Genomic DNA, 12861 nt, shown 5'->3' on the forward strand with positions numbered 1-12861 from the left:
AACTTAAAAAAGATGACCCCTATTCAATACAGGAATCATCTTTTAGTGGCTTAATCTCTTTTTTTATAGTGTCCTTGACATAGGTGCCAGTTTATCAGGCTACCTCTTTTTTCTGCTTCTTTTATTCCGTTACTTTATATGCTTCCACATCTTCAGCACTTGGCAATTCTAGCGTTTTCGCCTGCTTTGCGGCTTCTGGAAGGACAATGTCCTCTACTTTATTGTAGTCTTGATAGGTTCCGGACATTTCCATATTCATTCCCTTAATCGGTTGTTCTGCGGATGGCTGAAGGTCCATGTTCATGCTTACGGTCATCTTCACTGGAAGCTTGGTAGTTTCATCGATCCACATGATTCCGGACATAGAGATGTTGTCCATGCCAGGTCCAGCCATTAGGCTTTGTTGCATTTCTGGGGTGGAAATCAAGTCCTTGGTAATATTCATCATTTCTTGCATCGAAGCAAAGCGTCCTTGATAGGCAACTTTGTGCAAGGTTTTGCCATCAACGGTTTCGCTCCCTAAATCACGATAGAAAACATATTTATTGTTCATTTGTTGATTGTAGGAGACGCTTTCCTTTTGCATTTCCATCAATTGATCGAAGGTGAATGGCATTTGGTTGCCCATGTTAATCCATTCTTCTTCGTTGGTTTCTGGGTTGACCATCTTCATAAACATGCCTTCAGGAACCAAATACTGTTCGATGTTCATCTCAGCACCGCCATTTGGCAGGGTTTGCGGCAGTTTTGAAGTGGAGACCATATGGAATCCTTTGTCCTTTTTGTAGGCCATTTCGATGTTCATTGAAAAAGTCATGGAATCTTGATTATTATTTTCCGGGATTTTCTCATTAAAGGACATGTTCATATTTTGCTGCATCACAGCTTTGAAGGAATCCTGTTTTTCCATCTCCTCTGAGGATTTAACTACCCATTCGTGGGCAACCGGATCACTCGTAAGGGCTTGTTCAATGGCTTTACGAGCTTCGTCTTCTGACAAAACCTCGTTTTCGAGAACAACTCCGTAGTCTTTTGCCAGAATTTCAGGCGCTTTCTCGGCATCGATTCCTAGTATTCTAGCAATAATGGTATAGGCTTCATTTTTATGTAGGGTATTTTCCAAACGCACAGTTCCGTCACCAAACCCGTAGATCACCTTACGCTCTTGCATAATCCGAATGGCGTTGGCATAAGGAGATTCACTCTTTACATCTTTCGGCAATGTAATGCTAGAGTCATATAAAGGAAATTGCAGCTGATCCACGATCGTTTTGATAAACTCTCCACGCGTAATGGAATCGGAGTCATTGGTCGCGGCTGCTGCCATACTTCCGCCCATAAGTGCCCCAGCCAAAAGGGATGATGATAGGGATAAAGATAAGAGCTTTCGTTTCATAAACATAGCCTCCAGAAAAAGTATTTACTAAATTGTACGCATGAAACTTGGAATGGTTTCAAAAAACTATATTCACACTGGGATTTAGTCTATTAGAACTAAAAAATCAGACCAACATCCAGGATATTGGTCTGATATCTCTCTACAACGCAGGTGGCGTAATGGTTGGTAGGCCTGACAGTAATCCGCCGTCCACTGCGAGCAGGTGTCCTTGAATAAAGGTTGCACGTTCAGATGCTAAAAAGGCGACGGCATCGGCTACATTCTCTGGAAGACCTAGCTTCTTCGTTGGGGTTTGTGCGAGAATCGCCCCTCTGAATTGTTCGTCAGATAAGGCTTTGGCGGTTAAATCCGTTTCAATAAAACCTGGGCTCACGGCGTTCACATTAATATTGTAACCACCCCACTCGACAGCAAGGAGCTTGGTGTATTGGGCTAGTGCTCCTTTGGCAGCCACATAGGCGGATTGATACGGTGCGACAGTATGGCTCATGATTGAGGCAATGTTGATAATCTTCCCGTAGCGGTGACGGGTCATATGCTTTCCAACATCCTGACACATACGGTAAACACCTGTCAGGTTTATATTTAGGATCCGCGAAAATTCTTCCTCAGGATAGCCAAGGGCGGGAAGTCTTCGGTTCACCCCAGCATTATTTACCAAAATATCGATACGTTCAAAGCGCTCGATCACTCTTTCTACAAAGGAAGACGTACTGCCGCTATCCGCAACATCCAGCACATAACCCTCAATACGGCCAAGGGGTGAGAGTTCTTGAACGATCTGCTCGATGTCCGACTCTGTTCGACTCCCGACAACCACGGTTGCCCCCTCAACAAGCAGACGCCGCGAAATAGCCGCTCCAATCCCCCGTGTCCCACCTGTCACCACTGCTACTTTTCCATTAAGTTCGAGATCCATAACTATCACTCCTAGTTTTCTGATGGTTTCATTATAACATTAACATTCAGAATATTAACCAGAGAGTGACAGTTCATTCTCTATTTCAATCGCTTGAATCCGCCTTTCTTCGGTGGTTTCTTTTTTTCAATGAATTCCGCTTCAATATCTGTTAAATCAGCGTCACAAAACAGACATTTCCAAACATCAACGTCTTCCCTCCGATACATGACTCTTTCGCAATGAGGACATTTTTTCCGATACATCATCATCACCTAATGAATGTCGCGCTTTTTAAAGCGCCCGCCCTTAATATCATGAATATTTCCGATCGCAAGAAAAGCGGAGGGATCTATCTCCTCAACCAAATACTTTAGCTTGGCTTGTTCCAATCGCGTGATAACACAGAAAATCACTTTTTTCTCGTCCCCAGAATAACCGCCCTCTCCGTCCAAATAGGTCACTCCGCGTCCCAAACGAGCTAAAATAGCGTCCCCGATTCCCTGATGATAATCGCTGATAATCCACACCGATTTGGATTCATCAAACCCTTCAATGGTGATATCAATCATTTTATAGGCAATATAATAGGCAATCAGGGAATACATTGCGTGGTCCCAACCAAAAACAAATCCTGCGCTTCCCAAAATGAACAAATTGAAAAACATTACAATCTCCCCAACGGAAAACGGCGTTTTCTTATTAAACAGAATGGCTATTATCTCCGTTCCGTCCAAGGACCCACCATACCGGATAACAAGACCGACCCCAATCCCCAAAATGATTCCGCCAAACACTGAGGCAAGCAGTGGATCATGTGTAAACACAGGGACAGGATGAAGAAGCGTCGTAGCGATCGACATCACGGTAACTCCAAATAAAGTGGATAGCGCAAATGTCTTGCCTATCTGCTTATAACCTAATAGTAAAAATGGAAGATTGAGAAAGAATAAAAACAGACCAATTTTCCAACCTGACAAATGGGATAAAATAATGGATATCCCAACGATTCCTCCGTCAATAATATTGTTCGGAACTAAAAAAATCTCGAGCCCCACCGACAAAAAAACAGCGCCGATGAAAATCCCGACCGTTCTTCTTACTAATTTCGAGACAGGAACTCTTTTGTGTTCAATTTGATGACTGCTTTGCTCCATGTATCTTCCCCCTTCATTTCTTAATTTAAGAAAGTTTTAGGAGTCGACGAACAAAGAGCCTCGATTGAAAATAGGATGGGATCAAGTTATCAAGCAGTTTTTTTAGCCTAATGAATGGATATAAAAGTATCAAAGGGAGGGAAAAGTCGGTAATATCAATCAAAAACGTCAGGAGGAACGGGATGTCAAGAGGTTCAAACCCTAAATCCTTCAGCTTATTCTGTGTAACCACACTTCCATATTCGTTATATTCAATAGCACCTAAGTAACTGTTGTGATGATTGACTTCACCCGTATGTGAATGGAGGGAGCCAAAAATCAGCAGAAATAACATGCAGAGAACTAATTTAATGATCAATTTTTTCATCGTAAGTCCTTCCATAAACACCCCATATCATAGAATTTTTTGTTTCAATAGAAAGAACCTTTCTCCTATTTTATCATATGTACTTTTTAACGAAAACTCTTTATTTTCCCAGAAAAAAAACGTCCCATTTTCGGAACGTTTTCTGGTTAATTTACACTTACAAATTTCTTGTTTTTCATCTTTCTAACGACTTGCATAGTGCTTTTCTTTTGGACTGGGTTTTCTTCTCTATGACAATCTATACATAAGGCATATTCCTGTGCTTCAAACTCGGTAAGTGTAATTCCGCAATTTCTGCAGTTACGATCGATAAATTTCATGTATGTCACCTTCTGTCTTGTTGAATTTTTAACCAATTTCGAATATCTAAACTATACTATACCCATCGACAAATTTCAACAAAGTTCACGAATTTGTAACTATTGTAAACGCTATTATATATTTTGATGTTCGGATGAAAGAAGAGAAAAACTCTGAGGATCTCCTTAATTTATGAATTGGGGACACCATGGATGAAGATGCGTAAGAAAGCAGAGCTGTTGACATTGGAGGAAGTTAGTTAATCAACTAATAAATAAAGAAGAGGGTTGAGAACCGAGGACTTAAGAACATTTCGATCCGGTATCGACAAGGTTTTGTCTATAACCCTGATCAAGGACATTTCGACAAAGTTTTGTCCTTCATAAATATACCCTGGTGAAAAAACTAAAAAAATTCCAGTTTTCGTATCTTGTAACGGGAATTTCCGTGTGCCTAAGCGCGTTCTTCTACGTTTTCACGCGTTAAGTGACCCCTATTAATGATTATGATGCGAATGCTTTTTCTTGTGCTTATCCCAATGCGGGATGTATCCATTTTGCTCAAGTTTCTCCTGATACTTATCGAGCCGGGAGAGGATTTTATTCGCCTTTTCCTCAGTAATCACGCCGTATTCCTTGTATTTGTTCACGACTTCTTTCCGCTTGGCAAAGATATCCTTGTAGAGAGCAGCGATTTCACTTTTCTGCTTTTCAGTGAGCTCCGTCTTTACCCCTGTTGAGTCGGTCACTACGCTTTCTTCCGCCTGGACTAGGCCAGCTCCTCCCCACATGGTTACAGTTAAAAGCATACTCGCTGCCAAAGTCATAGCAAATTTACGCAAAAGAACACCACTCCTTTTTTTGTATGGTGTTCTTAGTATTAGATTAATCACCTTAATTATGTAATCTTGAACCCAAGATCCTTTGAAATCTGTCTCGCCACTCCTCGAACCTTCTCCCCTATCCCTACGAAAAGATCTGGAGTCAGCTGTGAGATGTGTGCGGCTACACTAACACCTGCAATCACCTCGCCGCGCGCATCAAAAATCGGGGCGCCGATGCAACGGACACCGATTTCTCCCTCTTCATCCTCAATGGCGTATCCTTTTTCACGAACAACTTGCAAGCTTTTTCGGAGTTCTTCTAAAGTGGTAATCGTCTTAGCAGTATACCCCTGGAGAATCGGTTTGGGGTAGATCTGACGAAGTGTTTCCTCATCCAAAAATGCCGCAATCGCTTTGCCAAGTCCAGTAATATGGATATCTGTGCGCATCCCTGGAAACGTTGAAAAGCGAATAAACGTATTGGGCTCAAACTTATCAATATACAGAACCTTTCCCTCATCGAGAACGCCTAGGTGCACGGTATAACCGATGGTTTCCATCAACTGGATGAGATGAGGGCGGGAGATTTCCATTAGATTATTTTTGGAAAGATACTTCATCCCTAAATGATAGAGTTTTGGACCGATATCGTATTTTCCGGTGCTATCTTTTTTTACGATATTTAATTCTTCCAAGACGTTCATGATCGTAAAAACGGTCGCTTTGGGAATCTGCAAATGGGTATGAATTTCGGTAATCGTATAGCCTCCGGAAGAATCCGCCAGATAGTCTAAAATTGAAAATGCTTTATCGAGGGCTGGAACATTGTACTTTTTCATTCCGACTCCTTTTACAAATTTCGTCATATGTTTTTATTTACCACGTAGGGCAGAATTCCTCCTTGGCTAATTCACTTTTTCATTTCCCTCAATACCGCTTCAATGACATCCAACGTGTAATCGATATCCGCTTCAGTATGGCTATAACTAATATGATTGCGCTTGAGGTTCATTGGTAGTTTAAAGATTCCCTTCTCAAGCAGCTTTTTACGGAAGCTAACGTAGAACTCCGCATCGTTATGTTGCAAATCGATATAATTTTTTGGCTCGAAGTTCATAAAATAGGTGGTCCACACGGATCCGAACCCTGCCACATAACCTTCGATTCCTAATCTGTCAAGGATGTCACGAATGCCTACGCGGACTCTATCCCCTAGCCGGAATACGTGCTTATGAACTGGTGCGGTTTCCATCAACTGCATGGTTGCAAGTGCCGCTGATGTCCCCACAGCATGCCCATTGTACGTTCCGGCAAACCATACATCCCCACCAGGCTGGGTATTAAATCGGGACATATACTCCTTTTTCCCGGCAATCGCAGCGATGGGAAATCCGTTAGCCATCGCTTTTCCCATCGTGGTTATGTCTGGAGTGATTCCTGCAATTTTTTGGAATCCGCCAAGATCATGTCTAAAACCTGTAATCACTTCATCAAATATGAGTAAGGCACCGTACTCGCTGCATAATTTTCTTAACCCAGCAAGAAAACCCGACTGCGGCAGGATGCAGCCGATGTTATGGGGAATGGGCTCGACAATGAGGGCAGCTATTTGACCCTGATTTTGCTTAAAGGTTTGCTCTACATCCTCCAAATCATTAAAGGTACAAATGAGAGTATTGTCGATTGCTTCATCCAGCATCCCGGCGGATCCCGGGTCCCGCTTGCCGATTTTATCCCAGGGACTCAGCATGTTGCGGGCAACATAATCATGCCAGCCGTGATAGCAGCCTTGGAATTTGATTATTTTTGTCCGTTCCGTAATCGCTCGGGATAAGCGAATGGCATGGTAAGTTGCCTCAGATCCTGAATTACAAAATAAAACCTGCTCTGCCGAAGGGACATGTTTACAAATTAGTTTTGACAATTCGATTTCCAGTTCCGTCGTTCCGGTGCCAAATAAATCCTCTCTACTAAGATTCTCGATGACCTTGCTATTCACATAACGATTGTTATGCCCTAAAATAAATGGTCCGAAAGCCGCCTGATAATCGATGTAGCGATTCCCATCCACATCATATATGTAAGCACCTTCCGCCCGATTAAACACCAAGTGCGGTTCCACATTGCGAATCGATGTATGGACACCCCCTGGCGTATACAGGTTTGCTTCTTCATAGAGTTTACTGCTTTTATCTAACTTCAAATTCATAGATATTCTCCTCCAGTATTTATTCGTCCTTCTGATATGACTTATCTTCCAGACTTGGTGATTTGTCACCTCTTTTATCTTGTATTGTAAATTCCGTTCAGTATGTTAAATGATCTTTATAAGAATATTGTATTAAATAGTACGTATTTTATGATAATTACCTTTGGAAGATATGAAGAGAAGTAGAGCTTCACGATTTATATTTTATGAAGTTCATTTCCGCCAATTACACTGGACATTTTGATCTTCACAAATTACAGCAGCTTCAAAAAAAGGACCCCATCCTGGAGGTCCACACCTTTATCTATAGCACGCCGTATTTTTCGTAAACTTCACGGAGCAGCTTACCTTCTAACAATTCGTCTCTCGTTTTGTTTTCGCTTTCTACCTTTTGCAGCGCCAATTCTACTGTTTTTTCAAAGATTTGCAAGGGAATCACGATGATTCCATCGCGGTCGCCGAAGACGATATCCCCTGGTTTGACCAAAACGCCACCGACTTCCACAGGGCAATCATAGTCAATAACGATGCCGCGACCCTTTGAGTCAACGGGTTTGAAGCCGGTACAAAAGACAGGAAAATCCATCTCCAAAATGCGCTTCGTATCACGAATCAACCCGCCAATAATCGCCCCGGTGCCGCCTCGCATCTTCGCTGCAGTGGACAACAGCTCTCCCCACAGACCGTTTTGCTTGGAATTGTTAACGGAAGCTACCACGACTTCCCCAGGCTTGATGCTGTCAAGAGCGCTAATTTCTTTATCATAGGGGTTTTCGTGGATATGGTAGACATCCGCGGCCAGGACCGTTTTGGCGCTTCCTACTACCACCCAATCTTCATTAATTGGGCGAATATTTCCCCGCATTACCTGGTCTCGATAACCTAGATCATCAAGCGTATCGCTGATGACACCTGTATATAGCTTTTCTTTCATAATTGGAAACAACTCGTGATTTGACATTTGATTCCCTCCACCCTATTCAATATACTGAATTATGTTTAAGATACTAAATATATTTTATTTTAAATAACGTGAATTGTCAATTAAATACATCTAGTTAGATTAGTTCTGTTATCTTTTAGTGTATCCTCTTGACAACCCCTAGATCTCGTTCTATAGTTCATATAAACAACTACATATTGTGGGAATAGGTGACCTTGCCCTAACGCAAGGTTGAAAAGGGAAGATCGGTGTAATTCCGACGCGGTCCCGCCACTGTAAAAGAGGAGTCATAACAAGCAAGCCACTGGTCGATCTGGGAAGGCTGTTATGATGAGGATTCTTAAGCCAGGAGACCTGCCTATTCTAACGCACGGAAATGGACCTACGGGAGATAGGTGGTGTTATGATCGGAAGTTTAACAGCTTCTAGATTACTAGTTTACGAGTATAACTAGGGTATTTTCACCTTTTCTTCAAGAGAGGTAAAAATACCCTTTTTTGTTGTTAATAGAAAGGAGATCCACTGATGAACATTGTCTACGCCTCAAAAACTGGAAATGTAAAACGGTTTATCGCCAAGTTGGATCGACAAAGTATTCGAATTAAAGAGGACTTGCTTATGGACGAACCCTTTGTCTTGGTTACTTACACTACAGGTTTTGGACAGGTTCCCTCAGTCGTGACGGAATTTCTCGAGCAGAATCACCACCATTTGCGCGGGGTCGCCGCCTCAGGAAACAAGAATTGGGGCGACTCTTATGCGCGAAGTGCTGACACGATTGCAGCACAATATCAGGTTCCAGTAGTTTGTAAATTTGAATTAAGCGGCACCGAACACGATCTTAAAATCTTTCAGGAAAGAGTGAAGCAGCTTGAAACATATTGAGTTGAACAATCAGATTATGCAGCAGCGGGAGGATGGTTTTTTTAATCTAGCGAAGGACCAGGAAGCGGTTCGGGAATTTAATAAGGAGCTTGGCCTCTCCCCTCTGTCGATTGAAGAAAAAGTAGAATTCATTGCCGACAGCCATTACTATTACGATGTCTTGAATCAATATACGAAAGCCCAAATTACGGAGCTGTTGCAGTTTGTCTACAGCTATCAATTTGAGTTCCAGTCGTATATGGCGATATCTAAGTTTTACCGGGATTACGCTTTGAAAACAAATGATAAAGAGCTGATTCTTGAAACCTATGAAGATCGCATTGTGATTGTTGCCCTCTGTTTGGCACAAGGAGACGCGAAAAAGGCTCGTGATTTCGTACAAGCGATGATCGAACAACGCTATCAGCCGGCAACGCCGACTTTTTTAAATGCGGGAAAAGCGCGTCGCGGGGAAATGGTCTCTTGTTACTTACTAGAGTTGGATGATTCATTGAACAGTATTACATACAACCTTTCCACGGCGATGCAGCTCTCCAAGATTGGGGGCGGGATTGCGCTCAATCTTGGAAAGCTGCGGTCCCGCGGGGAAGAGATTAAAGGAATTGCGAACGCCTCGAGTGGCATCATGCCGGTTGCGAAAATGCTGGAGGATGCTTTCTCCTATGTAAACCAGTTGGGACAGCGAAAAGGTGCTGGGGCCGCGTACATCAATATTTTTCATTGGGATGCCGAAGAGTTGCTCGAAAGCAAAAAGATTAATGCGGATGAAAAGTCACGCCTGCAGACCCTCTCCATTGGTTTGATCTGTCCGGACAAATTTTTTGAGCTGGCTGCGCAGGACAAGGATTTATATGTTTTTGCTCCCTACTCCGTTTACAAGGCATACGCCCAGCACCTCGACGACATGGATCTTGATTTGATGTATGAGGAGCTGCTGGGAAACCCTGAGATTAAGAAAAAGAAGGTGATGAGTGCTCGTGAAATGCTCGTAAAGATTGCCATGCTGCAGTTGGAAAGCGGCTATCCCTACCTGATTTTCATCTCCAATGCGAATAGACAGCATCCTCTAAAAGGGCTCGGACGAGTGAAAATGTCCAACCTGTGCACAGAGATTTTTCAGTTGCAGGAGACTTCAACGATCCATGATTACGGCGAAGGTGATCGGATCAGGCGGGATATTAGCTGCAATTTGGGCTCTTTGAATATTGTCAACGTGATGGAAAGCGGCCTGCTCCGCGAATCGGTCCACACGGCGATGGAGATGTTGACGGCAGTATCGGATCTGAGCGATATCGTAGTTGCCCCGGGTGTCCGCAAGGCCAATCGGGAGTTGCACTCTGTGGGGCTAGGTGTGATGAATCTGCATGGATTTTTGAGTAAAAATCGGATCCCCTACGAGAGTGAAGAAGCCAAGGACTTTGCCAATACCTTTTTTATGATGGTGAACTTTTACAGCCTGGAAAAATCGATGCAAATCACCAGGGAACGGGGTGTCACGTTTGAGGGATTTGCCGAGTCCGATTATGCGACAGGGGCTTATTTTCAACGCTATCTGGGGGAGTCTTTTGAGCCGAAAACGGAAAAGGTTAAGAACTTGTTTGCGGGGATCTACATTCCTGGTGTGATGGACTGGGCAAGCCTGCAGATGCAAGTGCGGGATCATGGCTTGTACCACGCCTATCGGTTGGCCTGTGCGCCCACGGCTTCGATCTCCTATATCCAAAACGCGACATCTTCGGTGATGCCAATTGTCGAGCAGATTGAAACGAGGACGTATGAAAATTCGACGACTTACTATCCAGCCCCCTTTTTATCGCCGGAAAATGCTTTGCTGTACAAATCCGCCTACAACATGGATATGTTTAAGCTAATCGACCTGATCGCGGTGATTCAGCAGCATGTGGACCAAGGAATTTCCACGATTTTGTATGTGAACAGCGATGTGTCTACAAGGGAGCTTGCTCGGTACTATATCTACGCGAACCATAAAGGGCTGAAAAGTTTGTATTACACGAGAACGAGAAAAAAAGGAATTGAGGAGTGCATCGCTTGTTCGGTGTAGGAAGGGGTTTTGTTGCGATGAAAGCGGTCAATTGGAATAAACCGGAGGATGATTATTCGCGGATGTTTTGGAATCAGAACATTCAGCAGTTTTGGACGGAAGAGGAAATCCCGGTTTCTGCGGATAAAAATACGTGGGCGGGATTAGCGACGGCGGAGCGGGAAACGTTTAAAAAGGTGCTCGGTGGGCTGACCCTTTTAGATACGAAGCAAGGGGGCGAAGGGATGCCTTTGATCCTGCTTCATGTGGACAATCTCCAGGCGAAATCGGTACTTTCCTTCATGGGGGCGATGGAGGAGATCCACGCAAAATCGTACAGTCATATCTTTACGACGCTCTGCTCAGGCTCGGAGATTGAGGAGGTTTTCTCCTGGGTGGAACAGCATCCTTTATTGAGTGAGAAAGCTTCTTTGATCACGGGGTACTACCGTCGTTTGTTTAAGTCAGAGGTAGCTAGGAAGGATCTGTATTTGGCGATGGTGGCGAGTGTGTTCTTGGAGTCTTTTCTATTTTATAGTGGATTCTTTTACCCCCTTTATTTGAGTGGGCATGGTAAGATGACGGCGAGTGGTGAGATTATTCAGTTGATCCTGCGCGACGAAAGCATCCACGGGGTGTTCGTTGGGCTGTTGGCTCAGGAGGTATTTGCTGGGTTGTCGGCTCAGGAGCAAGTGGAAGTTCGTAATGAGGCGGATGAGATGTTGGCCCGGTTATATGTGATTGAAGTTGCTTATACGGAGGAAATTTATTCGGGGATTGGATTGGTCGAAGATGTGCAGGCGTTTGTTCGCTACAATGCCAATAAAGCGTTGATGAACCTTGGTTTTGAGGCTTTGTGGGCGGATGAAGAGATCAACCCGATTGTCGAGAATGGGCTGCGGACGGATTCGAAAAACCATGATTTTTTTAGTTTGAAAGGCAACTCCTATCACCGTGCACTGCATGTAGAGATGCTGCGTGATGAGGATTTTTGTTTTGGGCGGGCCGTCAAAGATTGATGGCCCTTTCTTCGATTTTTTTGAGGTAACCCGCACTTTCGATCATGGCCCGACAATCCCGATGATCCGCTAAGCCAATTTCAAAGATGTATTCCCGCCCCTGTAGATAAGGCTTCACCATCTGCCAGTCGATTCTCCCCTGACCCAGTGGCAAGGAGTCATGGGTTTCCCCCATGCTGTCCACTACGTGGTAATAGACGGCGTAGGGCCCTGCTTGCTCAAGGGTTTGCTGCAACTTTTGGTTGCTACCTTGGTGCGCGATAAAGGCGTGGCTGATGTCCATGCAAATGGGGAGGTTGAGCGGCTCGATGAGTTCCGTGAAAAAATGGGGATTTTGCTGCGAAAAAATCCCTTTCACCGTGTTTTCCCACAGAAAGTACTCTCCTCCCCTTGCCAGGATTTGTTCAATTCGCTGTCTGACTTTTTTTCGGAGTCTGCTGTCATGAAAAAAGGAGCATTCCGACTCGGAGTAGTGTGGGTGGACGACACAGAGTATATCTTCTTGTTTACATATTTGGGCGAGTGTTTGACAGGACCAATCATAATACTCCCGCATCCATCGGTCGGAACTGATTATATCAAGAAATCGACCGCGGTAGATCATCGGATGGTGCAGATAGACACGGATCCCCTTTTGCTTTAACTGGCGAGTGGTTTGGATCAACCGCTCAGGATGGTTCAAGTCCTCAGCAAACAGCTGAATTTCAAGTATTTCAGGATTGTACCGGAGTCGGTCGGCGATCTGCTTTTCATCTAATGAGCACTTTAAACGGATTCCTTCCATTTCGGTCCCCCCCTCGTAAGATTTATTCATAATTGG

At 43.9% G+C, this 12861-nt stretch carries 14 protein-coding genes and 1 riboswitch; of the genes, 3 read left to right on the plus strand and 11 right to left on the minus strand.

Annotated elements, in window-relative coordinates; genetic code table 11:
* Positions 1-121: 121 nt before the first annotated feature.
* The 10 genes from J2Z37_RS10005 to J2Z37_RS10050 form a co-directional block, all read right to left on the minus strand.
* On the minus strand, positions 122-1396 hold the full coding sequence (locus J2Z37_RS10005) for an S-layer homology domain-containing protein (RefSeq protein ID WP_209810122.1): 1275 nt from the start codon (positions 1394-1396) through the stop codon (positions 122-124).
* Between the two features lie 142 nt (positions 1397-1538).
* Positions 1539-2318 carry an SDR family NAD(P)-dependent oxidoreductase gene (locus tag J2Z37_RS10010; protein ID WP_209810123.1) on the minus strand — a complete coding sequence of 260 codons (780 nt, stop codon included), beginning with the start codon at positions 2316-2318 and terminating at the stop codon, positions 1539-1541.
* Positions 2319-2398: 80 nt separating this feature from the next.
* Positions 2399-2563, minus strand: coding sequence for a hypothetical protein (locus J2Z37_RS10015; protein ID WP_209810124.1), 165 nt, complete (start codon positions 2561-2563; stop codon positions 2399-2401).
* A gap of 9 nt (positions 2564-2572) precedes the next feature.
* On the minus strand, positions 2573-3454 hold the full coding sequence (locus J2Z37_RS10020) for a YitT family protein (protein WP_209810125.1): 882 nt from the start codon (positions 3452-3454) through the stop codon (positions 2573-2575).
* 25 nt (positions 3455-3479) lie between these two features.
* A complete protein-coding gene (locus tag J2Z37_RS10025) occupies positions 3480-3821 on the minus strand; it encodes a hypothetical protein (protein WP_209810126.1) in 342 nt (113 codons plus the stop codon).
* A 146-nt stretch (positions 3822-3967) separates the two neighbouring features.
* Positions 3968-4141, minus strand: coding sequence for a hypothetical protein (locus J2Z37_RS10030; protein WP_209810127.1), 174 nt, complete (start codon positions 4139-4141; stop codon positions 3968-3970).
* Positions 4142-4617: 476 nt separating this feature from the next.
* Positions 4618-4962 (minus strand): YckD family protein, encoded by a 345-nt coding sequence (locus tag J2Z37_RS10035; RefSeq protein ID WP_209810128.1) that lies wholly within the window; start codon positions 4960-4962, stop codon positions 4618-4620.
* A 56-nt stretch (positions 4963-5018) separates the two neighbouring features.
* Entirely contained in the window at positions 5019-5783 is a 765-nt protein-coding gene (locus J2Z37_RS10040; protein ID WP_209810129.1) for an IclR family transcriptional regulator, read from the minus strand.
* 71 nt (positions 5784-5854) lie between these two features.
* Positions 5855-7153, minus strand: a complete 1299-nt coding sequence (locus J2Z37_RS10045) for an aspartate aminotransferase family protein (RefSeq protein WP_209810130.1) — start codon at positions 7151-7153, stop codon at positions 5855-5857.
* Between the two features lie 304 nt (positions 7154-7457).
* On the minus strand, positions 7458-8114 hold the full coding sequence (locus J2Z37_RS10050; RefSeq protein WP_209810131.1) for an RraA family protein: 657 nt from the start codon (positions 8112-8114) through the stop codon (positions 7458-7460).
* Between the two features lie 172 nt (positions 8115-8286).
* Positions 8287-8472: riboswitch (cobalamin riboswitch) on the plus strand.
* Between the two features lie 149 nt (positions 8473-8621).
* On the opposite strand from J2Z37_RS10050, the gene nrdI reads away from it, so the two are divergent.
* The 3 genes from nrdI to nrdF are packed head-to-tail and all read left to right on the plus strand — an operon-like array spanning position 8622 to position 12041.
* Entirely contained in the window at positions 8622-8981 is a 360-nt protein-coding gene (nrdI, locus tag J2Z37_RS10055) for a class Ib ribonucleoside-diphosphate reductase assembly flavoprotein NrdI (RefSeq protein WP_209810132.1), read from the plus strand.
* The gene (gene nrdE, locus J2Z37_RS10060; protein ID WP_209810133.1) at positions 8968-11043 is read left to right on the plus strand and encodes a class 1b ribonucleoside-diphosphate reductase subunit alpha; all 2076 of its coding nucleotides are present in this window, start codon (positions 8968-8970) and stop codon (positions 11041-11043) included. The genes nrdI and nrdE overlap by 14 nt, the downstream gene beginning before the upstream one ends.
* 17 nt (positions 11044-11060) lie before the next feature.
* Complete coding sequence (nrdF, locus tag J2Z37_RS10065; RefSeq protein WP_209810331.1) at positions 11061-12041, plus strand: class 1b ribonucleoside-diphosphate reductase subunit beta; 981 nt, start codon at positions 11061-11063, stop codon at positions 12039-12041.
* Here nrdF and J2Z37_RS10070 read toward each other — a convergent pair.
* On the minus strand, positions 12031-12825 hold the full coding sequence (locus J2Z37_RS10070) for a sugar phosphate isomerase/epimerase family protein (protein ID WP_209810134.1): 795 nt from the start codon (positions 12823-12825) through the stop codon (positions 12031-12033). The two genes, nrdF and J2Z37_RS10070, sit on opposite strands and share 11 nt — an antisense overlap.
* Positions 12826-12861: the final 36 nt, after the last annotated feature.

Origin of the sequence: Ammoniphilus resinae, from assembly GCF_017873965.1 — a bacterium.
GTDB lineage: Bacteria > Bacillota > Bacilli > Aneurinibacillales > RAOX-1 > Ammoniphilus_A > Ammoniphilus_A resinae.

Bases quoted from the DNA above. Each gene is read 5' to 3' on its own strand.
- J2Z37_RS10025 (WP_209810126.1), bottom strand. From the start codon at position 3,821: ATGAAAAAATTGATCATTAAATTAGTTCTCTGCATGTTATTTCTGCTG.
- J2Z37_RS10010 (WP_209810123.1), bottom strand. From the start codon at position 2,318: ATGGATCTCGAACTTAATGGAAAAGTAGCAGTGGTGACAGGTGGGACA.
- nrdI (WP_209810132.1), top strand. From the start codon at position 8,622: ATGAACATTGTCTACGCCTCAAAAACTGGAAATGTAAAACGGTTTATC.
- J2Z37_RS10070 (WP_209810134.1), bottom strand. From the start codon at position 12,825: ATGGAAGGAATCCGTTTAAAGTGCTCATTAGATGAAAAGCAGATCGCC.
- J2Z37_RS10005 (WP_209810122.1), bottom strand. From the start codon at position 1,396: ATGAAACGAAAGCTCTTATCTTTATCCCTATCATCATCCCTTTTGGCT.
- J2Z37_RS10030 (WP_209810127.1), bottom strand. From the start codon at position 4,141: ATGAAATTTATCGATCGTAACTGCAGAAATTGCGGAATTACACTTACC.
- J2Z37_RS10050 (WP_209810131.1), bottom strand. From the start codon at position 8,114: ATGTCAAATCACGAGTTGTTTCCAATTATGAAAGAAAAGCTATATACA.
- J2Z37_RS10020 (WP_209810125.1), bottom strand. From the start codon at position 3,454: ATGGAGCAAAGCAGTCATCAAATTGAACACAAAAGAGTTCCTGTCTCG.
- J2Z37_RS10040 (WP_209810129.1), bottom strand. From the start codon at position 5,783: ATGAAAAAGTACAATGTTCCAGCCCTCGATAAAGCATTTTCAATTTTA.
- nrdF (WP_209810331.1), top strand. From the start codon at position 11,061: ATGAAAGCGGTCAATTGGAATAAACCGGAGGATGATTATTCGCGGATG.
- J2Z37_RS10045 (WP_209810130.1), bottom strand. From the start codon at position 7,153: ATGAATTTGAAGTTAGATAAAAGCAGTAAACTCTATGAAGAAGCAAAC.
- J2Z37_RS10015 (WP_209810124.1), bottom strand. From the start codon at position 2,563: ATGTATCGGAAAAAATGTCCTCATTGCGAAAGAGTCATGTATCGGAGG.